The organism is Mesorhizobium sp. NPDC059054 (assembly GCF_042739215.1).
Taxonomy (GTDB): Bacteria; Pseudomonadota; Alphaproteobacteria; order Rhizobiales; family Rhizobiaceae; genus Mesorhizobium.
In genome coordinates this window covers 1-22,190 of sequence record NZ_JBHYHV010000005.1, presented here as the reverse complement: position 1 = coordinate 22,190, position 22,190 = coordinate 1, and the positions used below count along the sequence as shown (strand labels likewise).

Genomic DNA, 22,190 nt, shown 5'->3' with positions numbered 1-22,190 from the left:
ATGGAGCAGGTGACACTAGGGGTCATCGGGGCGGGGCGCATCGCCCATGTGATGTGCGACGCCTACGCGGAGTTGCCGCAGGCTAAGCTCTTAGCGGTGACCGATGTAAACCGCGCTGCGGCCGACACGGTAAAGTCGAAGTACGGAATGGAGAAGGTTTACGCGACGTACGAGGAGCTTCTTGCCGACGACGCGATCCATGCGGTGGTAATCTGCACGCCCACCCCCACGCATGCGGCGATAACCATCAAGGCCGCGGAGGCCGGCAAGCACATCTTTTGCCAGAAGCCGATGGCCCTCACGCTTGAGGACTGCGACGCGATGGTCGCGGCGGTGAAGAACGCAGGAGTCGTTCTGCAGATAGGCTTCATGCTCCGCTTCACCCCGCCGTTCGGCGAAGCCAAGAAGTGGCTCGACGAGGGCGAGATCGGCGACGTCGTCGGCATCACCTCGTCGCTGTTCGGTTGGGTGCCATCAGCCGATTGGTTCTACGATCCGAAGATCGGCGGCGGAGTGCTCATCGACTCACTCTCCCACACTTTCGATCTCTTCCGCTGGTACAACGGCGACTTCGCCACGGTGTACGCCAGCGGCGGTGCTTTCGTCCTCGATGGAGCCAAGCGCTACGGCACCGCGGACAACGTCATGGCGCACTTCCGTTTCAGGAACGGCACAATGGGGAACCTCTATGGTTCCTGGACCAGCGGCTATGGGGATCTGACCGTCCAGGTCTACGGCACCAACGGCACCATCTCCATCGACCTGATGGAGAAGCAGGGCGGTAGCTTCTACATCCGCAATCGACGCAATGAGAGCTCCAGACCTCAGGGCTGGAGCAACATGGGCATCCTCTGGAAGTACGGCTACCAGGGCGAGGCCCGCCATTTCATCAATACGCTCCTCGGCAAGGCAAAGCCAATGCCGACCGGCGAAGAAGGCCGCGAGGCCATCCGGGCGCTCCTGCTCGCAAGCAAATCCATGCGGACCGGCAAGATCATGAAGCTGTGATGGAGCAATCGAAAGACATGGCAATCGGAGTAGGCATCGTCGGCGCAGGCTTCTGGTCGAAGCTCGTCCATATCCCGTCCTTTCAGAAGCTCCCCGGCTACGATCTCGTCGGCATCGCCTCAGGTCATCGCGCCAATGCCGACGCGACCGCCAGGGAAACCGGTATCCGGAAGGTCTACGACAGCTATCGGCAGCTGATCGAAGACCCGGACATCCGCCTCGTCGATATCGTCACGCCGAACCATCTGCACCGCAAGATCGCGGTCGCGGCGATAGAAGCCGGCAAGGACGTGATCGTCATCAAGCCGCTCGCAACGAACGTGGCAGATGCCGGCGCCATCCTCGACGCTGCGGCGAAGCGTGGCCGCACTGTCTTTTACGCCGAGAATGTGCCGTTCGTGCCCTCCCTCATCGCCTTCAAGGCGCTGGTCGACCAGGGTCTCTACGGCCACATCTTCCGCCTGAAGTCGATGCATGGCGTCGGCGGACCGCACGCGAGCTGGTTCTCCGATCCCAAGCAGTCGGGCGGCGGGGTGATCATCGACATGGCCGTCCACGGACTGGCCTTCCTGCAATGGTTCGCGGGCGGTGCGAGGCCGGTCAGTATTTACGCCGATGCCGGGACCTTCGTGCACAAATTTCCGGTCGAGGACACGTCGGTCCTCATCGTCCGCTACGACGACGGCAAGCTGGCCCAGAGCGAGGATAGCTGGTCGCTGCCCGGCGGCTTCGACGGTCGCTACGAGGTCTATGGCACGAGTGGCCACGGGTTCGTCGATACGCTCTACGGCCATCCCATCCGATCCGTTCTCGGCCGCGACAGCGAGGGCGGCTCGAATGCGATTCACTATCACGCCGTCGATGACCATTTCATCAAGGACGGCCACCTCGGCATGATGGCCCATTTCCTCGATTGCCTCGAGAACGGCATGCCCTGCCGGTCGAGCGGCGAGGACGGCCTTCGGGTCATGGAACTGGTCGATGCCGCCTACCGGTCGGTCAAGGCTGGTCGGTCGATTGAGATTTCTTCCGCATGGGGACAAGCATGACCAAGCTCAAGGTCGCAATGATCAGTTTCGATCACATTCATGCCGATATGCGCCTGAAAGCGCTGCTGGAGCAGCCCGAAGACGTCGAGATCGTCGCGATTTCGGAAAAGGACGAGGCCCGCGGGCGGGCGTCGCAGAAAAAGTATGGCGGCGAGTTCTATCAGGACTACCGCAAGCTCCTGGAGCGGAAGGACCTCGATTTCGTCTTTATCCACTCGGTGACCTCCGAGCACCGGCAGATGGTGCTCGATACCGCCGCCGCCGGCATAGATCTGTTTTGCGAAAAACCTCTCGCCGCGAGCTACAGCGAGGCTAGGGAAATGCTGGCCGCCGTTGAGAAGGCCGGTATCCGCCACACGACCGGCTTCAACAGCCGTCTCATCCCCGAGGCCGAGCGCGCCAAGGCGATCTTCGACACCGGCGTTCTCGGCAAGATCGTGTCGATCCGCTCCTTCCTAAGCTCGATCGGGCCCAAGGAACTCGGTTGTCCGCCATACATGTGCGACTGGATCCTCGATGCAAAGAAGGCCGCCGGCGGCGCGCTTATCGACGAAGGAGTCCATGCCATCGACCTGATGCGATGGTTCCTGGGTGACGTCGAGAGTGTCTTCGCTATGACCGCGAAGACCGTCAAGACCCAGCTCAACGTCGAGGACAACGCGATCACCATGCTGCGCTTCCAGAATGGCGTGCTCGGTGAGCTGAACACGTCATGGAGCATCAACATCGACGTCGGCATGAAGAACACAATGGAGATCTACGGGTCCGAAGGGACGATGATCGTGGAACTCACCTCCAAGGCGCCCAAGGTGGCGGTCTACACTGAGAAGCCGACCGCCGACCCGAAACTTGGCGGATGGATCGAACCGCAGATCAAGCCGGATTCCTCCGATCCGCACGACTACACGAGCTGGCCCGCGCACGCGATCCATTTCAAGCGCGAGATTAGCGACGTGATCCGCCGGCTCAAGAAGGACATTCCGTTCGACATCACTTTTGAGGACGGGGTGAAAGTCGCCGAGGTCACCAGCGCGGCATACGCGTCCGCGGCGAATGGAGAGTTGGTAAAACTGGCGTAAGTGGAAGCAAAGGGAGGACTATCCATGAGGAAGCTTACAGTCGCAATGTCGGCGATGCTGCTTGCCGCCATAACCGGAACCTCGGCGATGGCACAGCAGGACGTAACGCTTACTGTGTCGCGCTGGTCGGGGCAAAGCGCCGACGCCCAGGCCGAGCTGATGAAGCGGTTCACGGAGGAGACCGGCATCAAGGTCAACCTCGACGCCGTAGACTGGAGTCAGCTCAAACAGAAGCAGGTGTCGAGCCTTTCCGGCGAAACCGGCCAGTACGACCTGGTGATGGTGCACGACACCTGGTTGAAGGAATACGTGACATCCGGCTACCTGCATCCGGTCGATGAGTTCTTGACCGACCAGAAGTACATCGGTCCGGATTTCGATATCAGCGACTTCGCCAAGGACATGATCAACGGCGCCACCGTAGACGGCAAGTTCTACGGCTTGCCGACGAACCCGGCCGTTGCGATCTTCGTCTACAACAAGGAGATGCTCGACGCCGAGGGCATTGCGCCGCCCAAGAACTGGTCGGAGCTCGTCGCGGCCGCCAAGCACTTCAGCGAGAAGGGGACAGGCGTCGCGCTTCCCGCCCAGCAGGCCGGAGCGCCGGTCGAGATTTGGGCATCGCTGATGCGCTCGCTCGGCGGCGACTACTTCACCGCCGACGGCAAGCTCAACATCGCAAGTAAGGAAGCGATCCAGGCGGCCACGATGTGGAAGGAGCTCAACCAGTACGCCGTGCGCGGCAGCAACAATTGGCACTGGGGCGACACCAACAAGCAGATCCAGCTTGGCGACTCGCCAATGGCCATCGTCCTCTCCGGTATCGCGGCGGATCTCGAGAATCACGAGAACAGCCGTGTTGTCGGCAAACTCGGCTATTCGGCAATACCCGCGCCCGACGGCAAGAAGCCCTATGGCGCGATGAACTTCTTCTGCTGGTGCGTGGCGGCGAACAGCCCGCATAAGGCGGAAGCCTTTCAGCTTTCGGGATGGCTTACCAGCAAAGCGCAGCTCACCCGGCTCAATCTCGAGATCATGCCCGAGATCGGCGGGCGCACTTCGGTCAGCAAGAACCCGGAGATTGTCGCCAAGCTCGGATTCCTCGGCGCCGTAGGTGAAGCGCTCGCCACTTCGGGCACGTTGCCGAGCGATCCAAATGCACCCAAGGTCAACGATCGGATCGGCGCGGCGCTTTCAGCAATCGTGGTGAAAGATGCCGACCCGAAGGCCGAGTTCGAAGCCGCACGGGCCGATCTCGCGCCGCTCTATCCATAGGTTCGGGCCGGATCGATTGAAATGCACGTCCCTCCCGGTTCAAATCTCGACAAGGCGAACACGGTGATATCCGGCCGATCAAACCACCTTAGAAGCGATCGCACCCTGGGGGTACTGCTAATCGCGCCCGCCGCGCTTGTCGTGTTCATCGCCATGATCGTGCCGCTCGCCTACGCGGTCGTCATGAGCTTCTTCGACTACAAGGTTGGAGCGGAGGCTTCCGCGCGCTTCATCTTCCTCGATAACTACCTCCATTTCTTCGGCGACCGCCAAGCCATAAAGGCACTCGTTACGACGATCGTCTTCTCGGTGTCCGCGCTCGCGCTCGAGCTGGTCATCGGCACGCTGATCGCGGTCATGCTGATGACCATCCCGAGTGGCCTCGCGAGTTTCTTCCGCACCGTCTACACGATGCCGCTGCTCGTCTCGCCGATCATCATCGCGCTGATCTGGACGCACATGCTCGATCCCTCCTACGGGCTCGTGTACTACCTGCTCGGGTTGGTCGGCCTCGACCACGTCTTCGGCGGCCTGACGCAGCCGGGCTGGGCGCTGTTCAGCATCGTTGTCGTCGACGTCTGGCAGACGACGCCCTTCGTACTTCTGGTCGTGACGTCAGGCCTGTCCTCAATATCGAAGGAAATCTACGAGGCGGCGGAGGTCGACGGCGCCGGACCGATCCGCACGCTGATCCAGATAACGCTGCCGCTGATCGTGCGCGTGCTTATCGTTATCACGATCATTCGCGGCATGGATGCTTTTCGTGTCTTCGACATCATCTTCGGCCTCACCAAAGGCGGGCCGGCCGATTCGACGCTGTCGCTCAGCATCTACGCCTTCCGGCAGGGCTTCGACTACCACGCCACAGGATACGCCATTACCATCTCGCTGTTCATGATGGCGCTGCTCGCCATCGTGTTCACGCCTCTGATGCGCTTCTTCAATGATGAGAACGCACCGGCGAGGGTGGCGCGATGACGGTTGGCCGCGCCGTCCGGTCGGTGACCAAGTATGCCGTGCTTGTCCTCTTCGGCCTCTGGTCCGCGGTGCCGATCGTCCTGGTCGTCCTCAACTCGTTCAAGCGCAGGCTCGACATCTTCAAGAATCCCCCATCGCTCGTTTTCGAGCCGACGCTGTCGAACTATCGCAAGATCTTCCTCACGGACGACTATCTCGCCTACTACAGGAACTCGATTGCCATCACCAGCATGACGACATTGCTGTCGATTGTCTTCGGGCTCTTCGCCGCATACGGATTGGTGTATTTCGGACTCAAGCAAGCCGGCAAGATTGCAAACATCTTTCTATGGGTAAAGATGATCCCGCCGATCACCATGCTGCTCCCGCTCTCCTCGATGCTCTACCTGCTCGACTTGCAGGGTTCGTATCTTGGTCCGGTTCTCGCGCACACGTCCCTGAACCTCGCTTTCGTGATCTGGTTGTTCATGAGTATCCTCAAGGAACTCCCCTCCGAGGTCATCGACGCGGCCACGGTCGACGGCTGCACCAAGATGCAGACCTTCTGGTTCATCGTCGTGCCGATGGTGCTCCCGGGCATTGCCGCATGCACGGTGCTGTGTGCCCAGTACTCCTGGAACGAGCTGCTATTCGTCCTGCAGCTCACCCGGCTCGACACCTACACGCTGCCGGTCGGTATCTCGAAGCTCGCCGGGGAGATGGCGGGCGACTGGGGCAAAAGCAGCGCCGCAGCCACGGTGACGATGTTGCCGATCATCATCGTCGGCTTCTTCGTGCAGAAGTACATCGCTCAGGGCACCACCAGCGGAGCCGTCAAGGGCTAGTTTCATCACCGCAGGATAATCGAGGGGCCATGAACAAGGAATCGCTTTCCGTTCTGTTTGTCGGCGAGACCAACATCGTCCATATGATAGAGCACAAAGGTCTCGATGCGCTCGAGCTCACGCGCTACACGGAGTTCGCGACGCCGGTTCGCAATCTGTTCGAGGCGCAGGGCCACCGTTTCACGCATGTCGCCTGCCACATCGTGCACGAGCAGTTCCCATCTACCATCGAAGGCATCCGGCGATACGACGTGGTAATCCTCAGCGACATCGGATCGAACACGATGCTGCTTCACCAGGATTACCTCAACCGAACGGTGAATTCCCTGAAGCTCATAGAACAGTACGTGGCCACCGGAGGTGGCTTCATCATGATTGGCGGATATTTCAGCTTTACCGGCTTCCAGGCCAAGGCGCGCTATAAGGACACGCCTATCGAAGAGCTTTTGCCGGTGACGATGCAGCCCTATGATGATCGTGTGGAGATCCCGGAGGGGGTGAATCTCACGCTCGATCCCGCGCTGAGGCATCCGATTGTTGACGGTTTGCCACGTGAATGGCCGCACGTCTTCGGCTACAATCGTCTGACTGCGAAGGCCGGTGCCACAGTGCTGGTGAAATCCGAGCGAGGTGACCCAATCATTGCTGTCGGCAGTTACGGTGATGGCAGGGCCGTTGCGTACGCCACGGATTGCGCCCAAGACTGGGCGTCGCCGCAACTTCTAGGGTGGGAGCACTACGGCAAGCTTTGGAATGGCCTGCTGCGTTGGACTGCCGGCGGTTCTTAGCGCGGGTGTTTGTGCAGCAGTCTCCCAAGTTTATTATCATATTGGTAATTCGCCAACTTCTCTGGATCGAGTTGAAGCTGGTGCCGGTGAGTGGGGCATGTTCCTCGTGATCATCACGGGTGATCATCGGTGCGTTCAGGGAGTCGCCTTGCTGCACGGCAGCTCACTCTATTCTTTCGTCCCACGCTTCAAGCTCGTCGACTGGACAGAGGACGGCTTTGCCGACCTTAACGAACGATGGGCCGATATTCATCGTCCGCCAGTTCCGAAGCGTTCCAACCGAAACGCCACCGCGATAGCGCTTCGAGACTTCCTCGGGGGTGAGAAACTTTTCGTCCAACGTCAGCCTCCCGCGCCAGTGTATACTTGCGAGCCTTCTGCCACTCCTCGCACAGTCGAACTGTTGGGTCGTCTTGCGGAGCTTCGCTCGACTGGCTCTGCCGCGTCGAGACGTCGAATGGCCGTGTCCTGCGCGCCGCAGCTGCTCCCGCCAACAACCGCGGGCGCGTGACGGAGGGCAAAGCCGTGCTAAACGGCGGTGGCGTAGGCGTTCGCCTTGCGCGTCAGTCAAGCGACGGGTGACGCAAGACTCGTTGTCGGGGACGACCGACCTCAATGAGATTGAACCGCCTAACCGTCAGCTCCACCTTTCCGCCTCCAACGAACCGGATCTTCAACCCAGCGATTGATTTCGGATTCATGCCACCCAGCACCATTGACGCTGATCTTGATCTGAGCCGGGAAGGAGCCTTCGGCGATCTTGCGGTAGAGGGTGGAGCGGGTAAGCCCCGTCCGCGACAGAACGGATCTGAGACGGATGATACGGTCTGGTTCTCGCATGGTCGTCCTGCCTGCTACTGGATGTCTCTGGCTGCGATGGAAACCAGATGAGCAGGACCTTGCACGCCCGCAAGGCGCGTAATTTCACGGTGCGGTCATAGCGAAGCGCCGGCTGTAAATCGGACGGCTTACAGTCCGATGCCACGTCCCCTGCCGAGATCGATACCGTGCGTGAAGGCGAGCTCGGCACCGAGACGGCGGCCGGTTTCCATCCCGATGCCGAGCGCTTTCTTGTGGTTGGCAAGGATGGATTCAAGCTGCGGATCGCGTTCGAGGCTTTTAGCCATGTCGCCCATCTGTGAGCGGGTCGCCCGATAGCTGGCCATGTCAGCGGCCCGGTACTGACGCTGGCTGGTCTGATCGAGCTTTTGCCAGCGTTCGACGAAGCGCGCGGCTCTGGCGTTCAGATCGAGGCTCGCATCGTTGCTGCGTTCGTTGCGGATTTCCGTTTCGAGTTGCAGCGCGCGAATGGCGCGATTGACCTTGCCTGTGGCCGCTTCGTGAGCGAGTTCTGGATGTTTGACGTAAGCCGCCTCGGCATCGCGCCAGCCATGCGGCCGCACTTTGTCGAAGGCTTGTCGAGCCTTGTCGAGTTCGCCCATCCGGTCGGGACTAATTTTGTCGTTCGCATCTCCAGCGATGAGAATGGCGTCGACTGCACGGGCATGGCGGGTGAGGGCATCGGTGCGGGCTTTGCGCATCACCGCATCCGGATCTTGCGACGCGGTAACGTCCGGCTTCGCAAAATCACGACGCGCTTCTTCGCCTACATCTTCTCTTGTCGGCTCGCGCCGACTTTCCTGGCTCGGCGAGAGCAAGCCGCTGATGCGGTCGCGCAGCCTTTCCGGCAGGATGCGCCTTATGATCTCAGCGACACGTTCAGTGAAGGTAATGCCGCGCCGTTCGGCATAGAGCCGGGCCGGATCCGCCGTCTCGTAATCCGATGCCATATCCTTGGCGCGGTCGCGCGAGAGCGTGCGCGCGAGCCGGTCCGGATTGGCAAAATCATCGTTGCCGTAATGGAGATCTACACCGTCACGATGGCGCGACAGGGCGACATAGGTGCCATGCGCATCCATGCCCGGTGTGGCGAGCACATGAGTGCGATCAACCGTCATGCCCTGCGCCTTATGGATGGTTGCCGCATAACCATGGTCGATGCGATCATAATCCTTGAAATCGAAGGAGACAGAACGGCCGTCGTCGGTGCGCACCGTCATGGTCCGCGTGTCGACCTTTTCGATGGTGCCGAGCGTGCCGTTCTTCACGCCAAGCCCGCGATCGTTCTGCAGGAACATGATGCGATCGCCGCTGGCGAAGTGGCGCATGCTACGGTCGACAGTGACACGGACCTCGTCACCTAAATCGCCTGCTTCGCGTATGCGATCACGCGCTGCCTCGTTGAGGATGCGAACCTCATCATTGGTGTGCGTGAGGATGATGCGGCTTTGGCCTGATTGTCGCTGCCGCTCGCGGTCCCAACGCTCGATCAGATCCTGTCTGGCCTGCTCGCGCGTTGCCGCCTCGTGCACCATGTCGTGGGCTCGGTATGCTTTAAGGGCATTGCCGATCCTGGCGGTTGCCAGATCGCGTGTGGCGTCGCGTTGCCAGCCATCGCGCTGACGCCGCACCTCACCGATTTCAGCGCCGCCATGACGTTCGTGGATCGCGCGCAATGCGGCGCCCGCCTCGATGGCTTGCAACTGTTGCGGGTCACCGACCAGAACGACTTTCGCGCCAACTGCGGCCGCATGGGACAGTACGCGCTCCAACTGGCGCGTGCCGACCATGCCGGCCTCATCGATGATCAGCACATCGCGCGAGGAGAGCAAATCACGATCGTTCGACCAGCCATGTTCCATGCTGGCGATGGTGCGCGATGATACACCCGATCCACTTTCGAGATTCTCGGCGGCAATGCCGGAAAGGGCGGCGCCGCGGACGCGGTAGCCGGCGGCCTCCCATGCCTCGCGTGCCACGCCGAGCATCGCGCTCTTTCCCGTTCCGGCATGGCCGATCACGAGCGCAAGATCACGCCCATCGGTGATATGGGTCAGCGCATCCTGCTGCTCGCCCGACAGTCTTAGACTGTTCGCCTCGGCCCGCGCCAGCGCTATATCTCGATCCCGATCTCTGACCGCATGGCGCTCGCGTTCGGCCATGCGTTCCGCTGCTGCGTGCAAACGCTGTTCGGCCGCGATCATGTCGCGTGTTGTGAAGCGCTCCATGCCGCGGCCGTCGCTTCCGAGTTCGACCAGGTCGGGTGAATTTCCCAATGCGTTCATCACCGCGTTGAACTGCTCCAGTCCATCACTATGGCGGTGCGCGAACATTGCCATGTCGCGCCGCGTAAAGGTCGATTGCTGCTGTGTGATGGCGTCCAATGCCAAAGCGGGGTTGGCGAGGATTTGCGCGCCGTTGTTGCGCGCAATCTCGCGATGCAGTTCGGCGCGGTCGGCAACGTCGACAGCCTCGGCTTCTATACGCTGTGCCGATGCACCGATCTGGCTCTGAGGTTCCAGCGCGATGCCCTGTGCTTCCAGGCTGCGATGGTCGATGCGGACGTCGATATCGAGATCGGCCAAGCGCTCATTGGCAAGCTCGGCCCAGCGTTCGCGCCAGCGCCCGATCATCTCCGTGCGGTTCCAGTCCCGCACCTTGGGACCAAATCCGTTCTCGTCGACCGAGCGCATGGTGAGCATGACATGGGCATGGGGTTTCGCCACACCATCTTCACCGATATCCCAATGCACGTTGAGATCGGCGATCATGCCGGCCTCGACGAACTGCGCCTGCACAAAGTCGCGAGCCAGTTCGATACCTTGGGCCAGGCTCAACTCGCGGGGCAGGGCGAATTCCACCTCGCGAGCAAGCTGCGCGTCCATGCGTTTCTCGAAGGCCTCGACATTGTTCCAGAGCCGTTCACGACCACGCCAGTGCTCGGGTGCACCATCGGGCAACAGCACCTCAGAATGGACGACGCCACGTTTGGCAGAGAAGTCATGGCTGCGTTCGATCCGCTCGTCGCGCAGTCGCGAGGCCGACCGGTAGGCAGCAGACGCCACCGCACTTGAGCCGCTCTTCCGGCCAATGACCTTGACGTGAAGATGATAGATCGCCATCGCGCCCTGATCATCAGCACATCCGAGCGCACGTCGGAACGACGTATAAGCGCGCCCTCCCTCGAAAAAATCTCGGGATGGACCGGCGTGTCCCAGACCGGCTTAGTGACATGGCAGCCTTTTGCGAGGCGCTCGGTTACCCTCATTTCATAGGCAGCTTGCCGCAAGGAAGGAGATCGCCGCATGCGTAAGCCACGTGACTACGACAGCGAACTGAAGGCGCTGGAGGACAAGGCAAAATACATCAAAACACGCAAGGTGCAGCAACTGGGCGAACTGGTGATTGCCACCGGTGGCGACAGTTTCAGCGCCGAAGAACTCGCCGGTGCACTGCTAGTGCTGGCCGAGACGAAGGATGTCACCAAGCGGGAGGCATGGGCCAGGCGTGGTGCCGCCTTCTTTCGTGGCGGATCACGGCGGCCTGCAACACCATCTGACCGCGATACTGGCGGCGCTCCAACACAACCGGGCGGCACGCAATCGCCGACAGGCGGCACTGGCGCGGCTTGACATGCGCGCATGGCAGGTCGAGCGCCGGAAGCGTACGAAACAGCTCATTGAGCTCGGCGGTCTCGTCGTCAAAGCCGGCATCGTTGAGTTGACCAATGACGATCGCGCCATAATCTATGGCGCGCTGCTCTGGATGGCGAACAAGCTCAAAAACGAAGAGAGCGAACGGACGCGGGAACTATGGGCTGCAATGGGAAAAGAGGGCTTCAAGCCAAAACAGATTAACGAAGTGGGGGGCTAAAGATATGCGATCTTCGCGCAAGCGGGACGTTGAGACGAGACGAACGCAAAATGTTGCGTAGTCGTATGAGTCAAACCAATGACCAGATCGTAGAATTGGCGGTAGTGCTTGAAGTGTCCGCTTTGCGTCCTCATTTCAAACGTTGATCCAAATTTTCTATTGTCCGGCTACTATTCGACTTCAGGATCTCCCTTCGTTCATCTCGATGTGGGGCATGTGCGCGCATGGCCGCGCATGTCGCGCCCGGAATTGGCGCACATTTTCCCGAATGGTCGGCACTGCATCTGACGGCAGGGCGTTGCCAGCCTATGATCTGGCGATGGCTGACCACAGGCAGCGCATCAAGGCGAGGTCTGCCGCTGCAGCCGGCACCGCAGGAAAATCGAACTCCCCAGATGACGCATCGCTGTCCATAGGCGCTGCTCACCGCCATGCTTCCAACCCGCAAAAGCCGCGCGCTGAAAGCTGCCGCCTCGCAGGTCTCCGGCGGCAAGGTTGCTTCGGAACCATCATTCATCGACCTTGTGGCGATCGGTGCGCCAATTCCGGAATTTCGTTGCCAACCACGTGCCTCCGCTGAATACAGCAGCCTTCATTCCTTCGGCATTGTTCATTCGCGCTCACCGCACAGGCTTCCTGAGGCAGCCGGATGCAATTTCAATCCCGTCTCACCGCTTCAGGCTTGTCCGGGTCGCAAGGGCAATGGGGCAATTTCGGATGCAGCGCTCCTTGCCTGGGCGCCCGCGACCGCCAAGGAACTCAAACAGTTGTGCCTTCCGGCAAGCCTGCAGAATGCCGTGGCAAATCCATCGATGGGGTGAAACCGATCGAAACTTCGGCTTTAATATGGCCGAAGATTGGCCTTGTAAGTTTTACTCATATACGAAAAGATTGTTCTAAGTCTGTGGCTTGTCGACAAGGGAGGGTCGGCATTCCAATCCCCTGGAGAAATTTAAGCCGTCGCGAACGCCACCTGTTGGAAGGCGCCTTCTGGATGTACGGCAGCTCGCGCCAAGGCCTGGCAACCTTGCTTGGTCTATCGCGCAGCAAGACAAATGGGCTGATCGCGGAACTGGTCGCACAGGGTCTGGTAGAGGAGACTGGACAAAGGCCGTCGACAGGTGGCCGTCGACCTCAAGCCCTCAGATTGCATCCGGATCTGGGGCTTGTTGCGGGGATCGATATCGGTGCAAAGGGCATGGATATTGCGTTGCTCAAACCGGACATGAGCGTCGTTACCCGCCACCGAGAAGCAACCGATGTTCGCGAGGGGCCCGGCGCAGTGCTCTCGCGTGTTCGCACCAACCTGACGGCTCTGTTGAGGCAACATGGCGGCGACGGCTCGCTTCTTGCGATTGGAATGGGTGTTCCCGGGCCGGTGAACTTCGCCACCGGCCAGCTGGTCACCCCGCCGCTGATGCCCAATTGGGACAGCTTCTCCATCCGCGACTACATGCGCGACTTCACGGCTGCACCTTGCTACATCGATAACGATGCCAACGTGATGGCACTCGGCGTGTTGTGGCGTCTGCGCCGCCAGCACCGCAACTTCCTGGTCATCAAGGTTGGCACCGGTATAGGTTGTGGCATTGTCTGCAGCGGCGAAATCTATCGCGGACACACCGGTTCGGCGGGTGATGTCGGCCACATCAGCGTCGACGAAAACGGTCCCCTTTGTACCTGCGGCAATCGCGGCTGCGTTGAAGCCATGGCGGGAGGTCCGGCAATAGCGGAGTTGGCCCATGAGGCTGTGCGGCGTGGTGAAAGTCCTTTCCTGAAAGCGTGGATGGAAAGGCATGGTGAGATTGGAGCGGAAGCCCTGCGCGAGGCAAGCCGGGCCGGCGACCCGACCGCCGACCGGATCATTATCCGTGCCGGTGGCCTTGTCGGACAGATGCTGGCGTCCGTGGTCAATTTCTTCAACCCGTCGCACGTCTTTGTCGGAGGGAGCATGGCCAACCTCGGCCCACTCTTTCTCGCCGCCATCCGCCAGCGCGTCAACCTGCGCTCGACCGCATTGTCGGCACGTCATCTGGAAGTCGCGCCGCTTCCCTTCGTCAGCGACGCCGGGACGATCGGCGCCGGCGTACTGGCGGTACGGGAATCCTTGCGAGATGGGGAGACTATGCAATGAATACTTCCGCTCAAGCCGGCCTGGCGGTCGAATTCGACAATGTGGTCAAGGAATTCGGTGCCGTGCGTGTTCTCCACGGCATCAGCTTCGCGCTCGAACCGGGCAAGGTATACGGGCTGCTCGGCGAAAATGGAGCCGGCAAATCCACGCTGATGAAAATCCTGGCTGGTTACCAGCCGCAGACATCAGGCGAAATCCGGGTGAACGGCAAGCCCGTGACCTTCGCCAGTTCGCGCAAGGCGGAGGACGAAGGCATCGTCCTGATCCATCAGGAGTTCAATCTCGCCGACGACCTGACAATCTCCGACAACATCTTTCTGGGTCATGAGATAAGGCGCGGGCTTCTGCTCGACGACAAGGCGATGCATGCGGCCGCGGCCGGCGTGCTCGGGCAGGTTGGGCTGACCATCGATCCGGCAACGAAGGTTAGCCGTCTCATCGTGGCCGAGAAACAGTTGGTCGAGATCGCCAAGGCGCTGGCACGCAATGCCCGGCTGCTGATCATGGATGAGCCGACGGCCACCCTGACCCCCTCGGAGACAGGCAGGCTGTTCAAGCTGATCGACCAGATGCGGGACAACGGCGTCACCATCATCTACATTTCGCATAAACTGGATGAGGTGGAGCGCATTACCGATGAGGTGATCGTCATGCGCGACGGACGCTTCGTCGGACGCTCGCCCACCAAGGATATCACGCGCAGGCACATGGCCAACATGATGATCGGGCGTGAGGTGAGTGATCTCTATCCGCCCCGCGCGCCAGTGCCCGCTGAAACCGCTCCGATGCTGCGGGTCAGGGATTTTTCTGTCCCGGGTTGGGCCTCGAACATCAACTTCGAAGTCCGCTCCGGCGAAATCCTCGGATTTGCCGGGCTGGTCGGCGCCGGCCGCACCGAACTCTTCGAGGGTATCCTCGGCTTGCGGAAGGCAAGCGGCAAAGTCCAATTGGCTGGCAAGGACGTCATCTTCCGCTCGCCCCGCGAAGCGGCCGACCACGGACTCACCTATCTGAGCGAGGACCGCAAGGGAAAAGGCCTGCACGTCAACTTTCATCTTCGCGAAAACCTTACCCTGATGGCGCTGGAGCGTTACGCGAATCCGCTGCTTAAGCCAGCAAGTGAAGACCGCGCCCTGGAGGTCGCGGTGAATGAATTCGGCATCCGTACCGGCACGCTCCGCAACAAGGCATCAGCCTTGTCCGGCGGCAATCAGCAGAAGTTGGCGTTGGCCAAGGTGCTGCATCCCGAGCCTAAAGTGGTTGTGCTCGACGAGCCGACGCGCGGCGTCGATATCGGCGCCAAGCGAGACATTTATCACCTCATCAACCGGCTGGCCGAAAAGGGGTTGGCGGTTGTCATCATCTCTTCCGAGCTGCTCGAGTTGATCGGCCTCGCTCATCGCGTGGTGGTAATGCGCGCCGGGCATTTCTCTGCAGAAGTGCACGGGGACAAGCTGACTGAGCAGGAACTGATCGCACACGCCACGGGGACCGCACATGTCGACGCCTGAGACCGCAAAAGACGCCACGGACGCAACGCGCTCACGTCAGTCCAAGGCGGCAGCCTGGCGCGATCGGATCCAGAGTTATGGGCCACTTGCTGGCCTGATCCTTCTCTGCATTGTCGGCACCTCCCTGAACGGTGACTTCGCTACGACCGAAAACATTCTCAATGTGCTGACCCGCACCGCCTTCATCGGCATCATCGCCGTCGGCATGTGTTTCGTCATTATCTCCGGGGGCATCGATCTCTCGGTCGGTTCGATGGCGGCGCTGATCGCCGGCTGCGTCATCATGCTGATAAACTGGGCCGGGCAGCATGTCGGATCGCCATTGCTGGCCGTTCTCATCGGTGCGGTTTCCGCGGTCGTTCTCGGCGGCTTCTTCGGCATGATCCACGGTCTGTTGATCACGAAAGGCCGCATCGAGCCGTTCATCGTTACACTCGGCACGCTCGGGATCTACCGCGCTTACCTGACCTACTTTTCCGGCGGCGGTGCGATCACGCTTGATAACGCGCTGGCAGACCTCTACGCGCCTGTCTATTACGGCTACTTCCTTGGCTTGCCGATCCCTGTCTGGGTGTTCGTGGGCGTAGCGCTTGCCGGCGCGCTGATCCTGAACCGCACTGCTTATGGCCGCTATGTGCAAGCAATTGGTTCCAACGAGCAGGTAGCCCGTTATGCCGCCGTTGACGTGGACTGGGTAAAGCTCAAGACTTACATGCTGCTAGGCATGTGTGTTGGCATAGCGACGCTGCTTTACGTGCCACGCCTCGGTTCGGCTTCGCCAACAACCGGCTTGCTTTGGGAACTGGAGGCGATCGCTGCCGTCATTGTCGGGGGCACCGCTTTGAAGGGCGGAGCTGGCTCGATCGCCGGTACAGTGGTCGGTGCCATTCTGCTGTCCGTCATCAGCAACATTCTAAATCTGACCAGCATCATCAGCGTCTACCTGAACGCGGCGGTGCAGGGCTACGTCATCATCATCGTCGCTCTATTACAACGGAACCGGCGGTCGTGATCCACAGCACCACCAATAAAAGAAACTCAAGGAGAGACAAAGTGAAAGCGATTTGCAGACGTGTCGCATTGAAAGCCACAGTCGCCGCCGCCGCCCTGATGGCGTTGCCCGCCATGGCCGCCGAAAAGGTCAACCTTGGCGTGTCAATTCCGGCCGCTACGCACAGTTTCATGGGCGGCATCAACTATTGGGCCGCGCGGGCCAAGACCGAACTCGAGGCGGCAAACCCCGACCTGAAGGTTACCATCAAGACCGCCGCCAACGCGACGGAGCAGGCAGACCAGCTGCGCGACCTTTCGACCGTGAACAAGATCAACGCGCTGGTTGTCTTCCCGTTCGAGTCAGCCGCCCTCACCAAGCCGGTCGCCGACGTCAAGGCGAAAGGTGCCTATATCACCGTGGTCGACCGCGGTCTGACTGACCCGTCGATCCAGGACGCTTACGTCGCTGGCGACAACACCGCCTTCGGCAAACTTCCCGCCGAGTACATAGCCAAGCAGCTCAACGGCAAGGGCAATGTCGTCGCGCTTCGCGGCATCGCCACGACGCTCGACAACGAGCGCATGGATGCCTTCAACGCAGTGCTCAAGGAGCATCCGGACATTAAGTTGTTGGATGCGCAGTACGCTAACTGGAACCGCGACGACGCGTATAAGGTGACGCAGGACTTCCTGACCCGCTTCAAGAACATCGATGCGTTCTGGGCGGCTGACGACGACATGGCCTTCGGTGCCATCAAGGCAATCGATCAGGCCGGACGCAAGGACATCAAGGTGATCTTCGGTGGCGCTGGCGCCAAGGACATGGTCAAGGTCATCATGGATGGAACCGACCCTCGCATCCAGGCCGATGTCAGCTACTCACCGAAGTTCATCTATGACGCGGTCAAGATGACAGCCGAGGCGCGCCTGAAGGGTGAGAAGCTGCCTGCCAAGAACATCGTGCCATCGGTGCTGATCGACAAGTCGAATGCCAAGGAGTTTTTCTATCCCGACTCGCCTTTCTAAGCACTTCAAGCGGGCAACCGGCCCCAAACCATAACATCGACGGTGTGACGGCCCGGGCCGTCGTCGAACCTTCGCAGATGCCCGGTTCGCGAAGCATCGTCCTCTGGCGTCGCCCGGCCACCATGGTGGCCGGGCAGCACCATTTTTCGAATTTGTGGCAGAAAATTTGTGACTGGCGGATCAGATACGCCGAGTATTGAATATTATGTCACTCAAAAATTTGAAATATTTATGGGGAAATAATTAATTATATTCTCAGTGTTCCGACACTGTTGCAATTAACGGTTTGTTTGAATCGGGTGTTTTGTGAATATTTCGGCATTGTCAAAGATCTGTGAGAAATACTTTGACCGAAGCGGAACGATGCGAGCACGGGAATGACAAGGTTTGTATGGATGTCGATTGCACCTGTGTGATCGTAGGCAGTGGATCGTTCGCGATCCACTGTGCGCTTCGCCTTCGTATTGAAGGATATCGGATCCGGGCCGTACTTGCCTGCGATGATCTTTTCGCGAATTGGGCCAGGAGTGAAAATCTTCAACTGCTGGGCTCGGTTCCAGAGCTCGATCAATGGCTGTCCGTCGAAAAGGTGGGCTGGCTTTTCTCGATCGTAAATCCACAAGTCCTGCCGGCTTCGCTGCTCGCGCGCCTGTCAGCCGGAGCAATCAACTATCACGATAGTCCGTTGCCGCGTTACTCCGGCAGGCATGCGACATCATGGGCGATATTGTCAGGGGAAACGCGACATGGCGTCACCTGGCATCGGATGCTTGGCATGGTCGATGCGGGTGACATTCTGGTCCAGCGCCACTTTGCCATCGCGGACGATGAAACCGCGATCAGCCTGAATCTCAAATGTTACCAGGAAGCCGAGGCAGGATTCGACATTCTGCTTGCCGGGCTGAACGGCGCAGGCCTGCAAGCGCGTCCTCAAAGTTCTTCAGACCGAATGTTTTCGTCGCGCTACAGGCGCCCGGACGCGGCCGGCTTTTTTCGCTGGGATCGTCCGGCGCAGGATGCATCCAGACTGGTCCGTGCCATGGACTATGGTGTCGGGCGGGTGAATCCCCTGACGTGCGCGAAAATCTATCATCCTGAGATCGCCGTCAGTGTGGGACAGCTTGATGTACAGGAGAAAAATTCGGGAGCCGTGCCGGGCACATTGCTGGATATTGCCCCGGCTGGCTGGCGGATTTCGACGCATAGCCAGGACGTTGTCGTCAGCAAACTGACGAAAGCCGGGGGCGCCAAAACAGACCCGTGCGCTTTGGCATGCGATCTGGGCCTCAATATTGGCGACAGCTTGCCCATTCTCAGCGACGCTGAATGCCGCACGTTACAGGAAGTCCATCAGACCCTGGCGGTTCGGGAAGAATTCTGGCTGGAACGACTGGAGCGTTTCAGTTCGCCATGGCTGCCTTTCCTCCAAAAGCGCGATCCTCGTGAGGATGCCGGCATGGAGGTTACGGCGTGGCAACATTGCGCAGCATTGGACAAACTTGACGCAGGTTTGCGGATAGATCACCTCACAGCAAGCCTGGGGATTTATCTTGCGCGTGTGTGCACGACGCAGGAGTTCCAGATCGGCTGGAACGCTGGCATACCCACCCCTCTGCTCTCTCCGGCATTGGCACGCCTCGTCCCAATGGAGTTGGGTATCAGTCTCGCTTCGAACTTTGACGAGGTCATTGCCGCAGTTCGTGCTGAACGGGAAGCTCTGGCCAAGAACGGTAGCAGTTACCCGCTCGACCTGGTGAACCGCTATCCGCAGTTGGACGCAAATCGATCTCTCCATACTGTCTGTCCCTGGTCCGTGGCGGTCAATGTCATTGCCTCGCAGAAAGGCGACGGGCCTGGCGACCCCTGTGACGCGCTCGATACGCCTGGCGGATGTTTAACCCTGGAGATCCGAGAACGGGACGGAGCCATTCGATGGTTCTACCGTGCGGCGCTTCTTGATCCCAGTCAGGTAGACATCATTACGGGTCATTTGTTCGCTCTCGCGGGAGCCGGCTGCGACCCTGGACAGAAATCGCTGCCGGTCGGCCGGATTGACTTGCTTGGACCGCAGGAGCGCCGGCTTCTTCTCGAGGAATGGAATGACACTGCGGCAGCCTTTGCGGAGGACGCCTGCATCCATGAGCTGTTCGAGGCCCAGGCAGTGCGGTCGCCGGATGCGATCGCGCTGATCTGCGACGATGAAGAGATCAGCTATGGCGAGCTGAACATACGGGCCAATCGTGTCGCGCACCGGCTGATCGAGCTTGGCGTGCGCCCTGATGCGCGGGTTGGCATCTGTGTCGAGCGGTCGCCGCTGATGATCATCGGCTTGCTCGGTGTCCTGAAGGCGGGGGGAGCCTATGTCCCGCTGGATCCATCCTATCCCATGGATCGCCTCGCCTTCATGCTGTCGGACAGCGCGCCGGTGGCGGTGCTTGCGGATGCAAGGACATCAGGGCTTGTCGCCACGATGCTTGAAGCGGGAAGCCAGCAGTGCCCGCTGCTCGATCTGACGGCCACGGCAGGGGCGAGCGGTTGCGATGCCAATCCGCAGCGATCGGCACTCGGGCTGACCTGCAGGCATCTGGCCTATGTGATCTACACCTCCGGCTCAACCGGCAGGCCAAAAGGCGTCATGATCGAGCACAAAAGCCTGGTTGCCGATGTGGAAGACGGCATTGCCAGATATGCGATCAGTCCTTCCGACCGGGTGTTGCAGTTAGCCAGCATCAGCTTCGACCCGTCTGCCGAGCAGGCGTTTCTATCGCTGTTGGCAGGCGCGACGCTGATCGTCCGGGGCAACGAGATATGGGGCGGAGAGCAACTGATCGAGAACATGCGCAGGTTCTCGGTTTCCATCGCCAACTTCACGCCTGCATATTTTGCCGGGACATTCGCACAGGATTTGAACCGGCTGCCAGCGCTTCGCCTGGTTCTCGTCGGAGGCGAGGCCTTGTCCAGCAAGAGCTTCGGCTCAAGCTGGCCAGACTTCCAGGTTTACAATCTTTATGGGCCGACCGAGACCACTGTAACGGCCTGCGCTTATCCGCTCGAGGAAGGCGAACCACAATTCTGGAGCCCGACTGTTCCGATCGGGCGTCCGATCTCGAACACGCATGTCTATGTTGTCGACGCTCATGGCGGGCTTTGCCCTGTCGGTGTCGCCGGGGAATTGTGGATCGGCGGGGCAGGGGTCGCGCGCGGCTATCTGAACCAGCCGGTGCTGACGGCGGAGCGGTTCGTGGCCGATCCGTTCAGCACGGTTCCCGGCGCCCGGGTCTACCGGAGCGGGGATCTCGTCCGCTGGATGGCGGACGGCAACCTGGAATTCCTTGGCCGCAACGATGATCAGGTGAAGATCCGTGGCTTCCGGATCGAACTCGGCGAGATCGAGGCGCAATTGACGGCTTATCCTGGCGTGCGCGAGGCCGTTGTCGTGGCACGCCAGGAGGCATCCGGTGACAAGCGGCTGGTTGCCTATGTGGTCCCGCGGTCCCGATCGGCCCGGGACGTCAAGCGTGAAAGTCAAACCGTAGCGGGATGGCAGGAAGTCTATCAGGAAGAAAACAGCCAGCAGTCATCTGCCCCTTTTGGAGATGATTTTCATGGCTGGGACAGCAGCTATGATGGTCAACCTATCCCATTGAATGAAATGGAAGAGTGGCGAGACGCGACCGTCGCCCGAATTCTGGACCTGCAGCCCAAGAAGATTCTGGAGATCGGAGTTGGTACAGGGCTGCTGCTTTCGCGCCTTGCCCCGAACTGTACCGAATATTGGGGTGTCGACTTTTCCCCGCGCATTATTGACAGGCTGCAGGACCAGATTGCCGCACTGCCGGGCTTGTCAAATCGTACCCATCTTCGTTGCCAGGAAGCGAATGTCGTCGATGGTTTGCCAGCGGGCGCGTTCGATGCAATCGTTATCAATTCGGTTGCACAGTATTTCCCGACACCCCAGTATTTCGTCGATGTAATACGCCAGGCGATAGGCCTATTGGGGCCGGAAGGTGCAATATTCCTTGGCGACATCCGCAGCTTGCCTTTGCTTCGGTATTTTTCCACCGCCGTCGAGCTTACAAATACGAAAGGGAAGCCATCGCTTGAATCCGTTCGTTCGGCTGTCGAGCGACGTCTCGTGCTTGAGAAAGAAATTGCGCTGGACCCGCGTTTCTTCGTTGCGTTGCAAGATGTCGTCGATGGAGTCTCCGGGGTCGATATCCGGATCAAGCGGGGATTGTCCTCCAACGAGCTCAGTCGATATCGGTATGACGTCGTTTTAAGAAAGGGCGATGGGTCATCCCAATCTGCGGCGCATCTGCCCAAAATTTATTGGGGAAATTCCGTAAAGGATGTCACTTCCATTGCGGCTGCCGCTGCAAGCCATCCGAATGGATTTCGCCTTTGTAATTTCCCGAATGCGCATCTATGCGACGATCTATCCCTCATCGCTGATTACGATGAAACTGGCCTTGCCAAATACGTTGAGAACATTGGCCGCGACCCCATTCATGTCGAGGCATTGATCTCGCTCGGTGAGACGACCGGTCACCGCGTGGTTGCGACCTGGTCACACAATTCTCCATATGGAGAACTGGACGTTCTCTTCCTGCCGGAGAACTGGAGTGCGCCAAAAGATCTGTACCTCCCGCATCATGCCGTGGGGGAGTATGCAGATTTTGCGCATGATCCGTCAAAGTTCGAGGATTTGAGCCGGTTCGCGGCACTGTTGCGAAGGCATTTGTCCGGGTGCCTTCCGGATCACATGGTTCCTGCGGCCTTTGTGGTGCTTGACCGTTTGCCGCTGACGCCGAA

At 59.8% G+C, this 22,190-nt stretch carries 17 protein-coding genes and 1 pseudogene; 15 read left to right on the top strand and 3 right to left on the bottom strand.

Annotated elements, in window-relative coordinates; translation table 11 throughout:
• From ACFWXH_RS21050 to ACFWXH_RS21020, 7 genes are read left to right on the top strand one after another with little or no spacing between them, the layout of a single operon-like run.
• Window positions 1-1,008: a Gfo/Idh/MocA family protein gene (locus ACFWXH_RS21050; protein WP_379123324.1), complete on the top strand. Its 1,008-nt coding sequence runs from the start codon at window positions 1-3 to the stop codon at window positions 1,006-1,008.
• 17 nt (window positions 1,009-1,025) lie between these two features.
• Complete coding sequence (locus tag ACFWXH_RS21045; RefSeq protein WP_379123323.1) at window positions 1,026-2,057, top strand: Gfo/Idh/MocA family protein; 1,032 nt, start codon at window positions 1,026-1,028, stop codon at window positions 2,055-2,057.
• Window positions 2,054-3,136 (top strand): Gfo/Idh/MocA family protein, encoded by a 1,083-nt coding sequence (locus ACFWXH_RS21040; protein WP_379115053.1) that lies wholly within the window; start codon window positions 2,054-2,056, stop codon window positions 3,134-3,136. Before ACFWXH_RS21045 ends, ACFWXH_RS21040 begins: the two co-directional genes overlap by 4 nt.
• 24 nt (window positions 3,137-3,160) lie before the next feature.
• On the top strand, window positions 3,161-4,411 hold the full coding sequence (locus ACFWXH_RS21035; protein WP_379123322.1) for an ABC transporter substrate-binding protein: 1,251 nt from the start codon (window positions 3,161-3,163) through the stop codon (window positions 4,409-4,411).
• Between the two features lie 21 nt (window positions 4,412-4,432).
• Complete coding sequence (locus tag ACFWXH_RS21030) at window positions 4,433-5,389, top strand: carbohydrate ABC transporter permease (protein WP_379115051.1); 957 nt, start codon at window positions 4,433-4,435, stop codon at window positions 5,387-5,389.
• On the top strand, window positions 5,386-6,213 hold the full coding sequence (locus tag ACFWXH_RS21025; protein ID WP_379123321.1) for a carbohydrate ABC transporter permease: 828 nt from the start codon (window positions 5,386-5,388) through the stop codon (window positions 6,211-6,213). Before ACFWXH_RS21030 ends, ACFWXH_RS21025 begins: the two co-directional genes overlap by 4 nt.
• A gap of 29 nt (window positions 6,214-6,242) precedes the next feature.
• The gene (locus tag ACFWXH_RS21020) at window positions 6,243-7,001 is read left to right on the top strand and encodes a glutamine amidotransferase (RefSeq protein ID WP_379123320.1); all 759 of its coding nucleotides are present in this window, start codon (window positions 6,243-6,245) and stop codon (window positions 6,999-7,001) included.
• A gap of 113 nt (window positions 7,002-7,114) precedes the next feature.
• On the opposite strand, the pseudogene ACFWXH_RS21015 reads toward ACFWXH_RS21020, so the two are convergent.
• The 3 genes and pseudogenes from ACFWXH_RS21015 to traA all read right to left on the bottom strand — a co-directional run bounded on the left by ACFWXH_RS21015 (window position 7,115) and on the right by traA (window position 10,963).
• Window positions 7,115-7,341: pseudogene (locus ACFWXH_RS21015) on the bottom strand (helix-turn-helix transcriptional regulator).
• Window positions 7,342-7,631: 290 nt separating this feature from the next.
• Window positions 7,632-7,841, bottom strand: a complete 210-nt coding sequence (locus ACFWXH_RS21010; protein ID WP_379115048.1) for a helix-turn-helix transcriptional regulator — start codon at window positions 7,839-7,841, stop codon at window positions 7,632-7,634.
• A 128-nt stretch (window positions 7,842-7,969) separates the two neighbouring features.
• On the bottom strand, window positions 7,970-10,963 hold the full coding sequence (gene traA / locus ACFWXH_RS21005) for a Ti-type conjugative transfer relaxase TraA (protein WP_379123319.1): 2,994 nt from the start codon (window positions 10,961-10,963) through the stop codon (window positions 7,970-7,972).
• Between the two features lie 183 nt (window positions 10,964-11,146).
• Between traA and ACFWXH_RS21000 the strand changes: the two genes are divergently transcribed.
• The 8 genes from ACFWXH_RS21000 to ACFWXH_RS20965 form a co-directional block, all read left to right on the top strand.
• Window positions 11,147-11,473, top strand: a complete 327-nt coding sequence (locus ACFWXH_RS21000) for a conjugal transfer protein TraD (protein WP_379115046.1) — start codon at window positions 11,147-11,149, stop codon at window positions 11,471-11,473.
• A 1-nt stretch (window position 11,474) separates the two neighbouring features.
• Window positions 11,475-11,714: a conjugal transfer protein TraD gene (locus ACFWXH_RS20995; protein WP_379123318.1), complete on the top strand. Its 240-nt coding sequence runs from the start codon at window positions 11,475-11,477 to the stop codon at window positions 11,712-11,714.
• Window positions 11,715-11,822: 108 nt separating this feature from the next.
• Entirely contained in the window at window positions 11,823-12,002 is a 180-nt protein-coding gene (locus ACFWXH_RS20990) for a DUF882 domain-containing protein (protein WP_379123317.1), read from the top strand.
• A 361-nt stretch (window positions 12,003-12,363) separates the two neighbouring features.
• Window positions 12,364-13,848 carry an ROK family protein gene (locus ACFWXH_RS20985; RefSeq protein WP_379123316.1) on the top strand — a complete coding sequence of 495 codons (1,485 nt, stop codon included), beginning with the start codon at window positions 12,364-12,366 and terminating at the stop codon, window positions 13,846-13,848.
• Complete coding sequence (locus ACFWXH_RS20980) at window positions 13,845-15,359, top strand: sugar ABC transporter ATP-binding protein (protein WP_379123315.1); 1,515 nt, start codon at window positions 13,845-13,847, stop codon at window positions 15,357-15,359. Before ACFWXH_RS20985 ends, ACFWXH_RS20980 begins: the two co-directional genes overlap by 4 nt.
• The gene (locus tag ACFWXH_RS20975) at window positions 15,346-16,371 is read left to right on the top strand and encodes an ABC transporter permease (RefSeq protein ID WP_379115041.1); all 1,026 of its coding nucleotides are present in this window, start codon (window positions 15,346-15,348) and stop codon (window positions 16,369-16,371) included. The genes ACFWXH_RS20980 and ACFWXH_RS20975 overlap by 14 nt, the downstream gene beginning before the upstream one ends.
• 41 nt (window positions 16,372-16,412) lie before the next feature.
• The gene (locus tag ACFWXH_RS20970; protein WP_379115040.1) at window positions 16,413-17,378 is read left to right on the top strand and encodes a substrate-binding domain-containing protein; all 966 of its coding nucleotides are present in this window, start codon (window positions 16,413-16,415) and stop codon (window positions 17,376-17,378) included.
• Between the two features lie 346 nt (window positions 17,379-17,724).
• Window positions 17,725-22,190: amino acid adenylation domain-containing protein (locus tag ACFWXH_RS20965; RefSeq protein ID WP_379123314.1), on the top strand; the 4,466-nt coding region annotated here is incomplete at its 3' end.

Bases quoted from the DNA above. Each gene is read 5' to 3' on its own strand.
- ACFWXH_RS20980 (WP_379123315.1), top strand. From the start codon at position 13,845: ATGAATACTTCCGCTCAAGCCGGCCTGGCGGTCGAATTCGACAATGTG.
- ACFWXH_RS21050 (WP_379123324.1), top strand. From the start codon at position 1: ATGGAGCAGGTGACACTAGGGGTCATCGGGGCGGGGCGCATCGCCCAT.
- ACFWXH_RS20975 (WP_379115041.1), top strand. From the start codon at position 15,346: ATGTCGACGCCTGAGACCGCAAAAGACGCCACGGACGCAACGCGCTCA.
- ACFWXH_RS21010 (WP_379115048.1), bottom strand. From the start codon at position 7,841: ATGCGAGAACCAGACCGTATCATCCGTCTCAGATCCGTTCTGTCGCGG.
- ACFWXH_RS20985 (WP_379123316.1), top strand. From the start codon at position 12,364: ATGCAATTTCAATCCCGTCTCACCGCTTCAGGCTTGTCCGGGTCGCAA.
- ACFWXH_RS20995 (WP_379123318.1), top strand. From the start codon at position 11,475: ATGCGCGCATGGCAGGTCGAGCGCCGGAAGCGTACGAAACAGCTCATT.
- ACFWXH_RS21040 (WP_379115053.1), top strand. From the start codon at position 2,054: ATGACCAAGCTCAAGGTCGCAATGATCAGTTTCGATCACATTCATGCC.
- ACFWXH_RS21030 (WP_379115051.1), top strand. From the start codon at position 4,433: ATGCACGTCCCTCCCGGTTCAAATCTCGACAAGGCGAACACGGTGATA.
- ACFWXH_RS21020 (WP_379123320.1), top strand. From the start codon at position 6,243: ATGAACAAGGAATCGCTTTCCGTTCTGTTTGTCGGCGAGACCAACATC.
- ACFWXH_RS21000 (WP_379115046.1), top strand. From the start codon at position 11,147: ATGCGTAAGCCACGTGACTACGACAGCGAACTGAAGGCGCTGGAGGAC.
- traA (WP_379123319.1), bottom strand. From the start codon at position 10,963: ATGGCGATCTATCATCTTCACGTCAAGGTCATTGGCCGGAAGAGCGGC.
- ACFWXH_RS21025 (WP_379123321.1), top strand. From the start codon at position 5,386: ATGACGGTTGGCCGCGCCGTCCGGTCGGTGACCAAGTATGCCGTGCTT.
- ACFWXH_RS21045 (WP_379123323.1), top strand. From the start codon at position 1,026: ATGGCAATCGGAGTAGGCATCGTCGGCGCAGGCTTCTGGTCGAAGCTC.
- ACFWXH_RS21035 (WP_379123322.1), top strand. From the start codon at position 3,161: ATGAGGAAGCTTACAGTCGCAATGTCGGCGATGCTGCTTGCCGCCATA.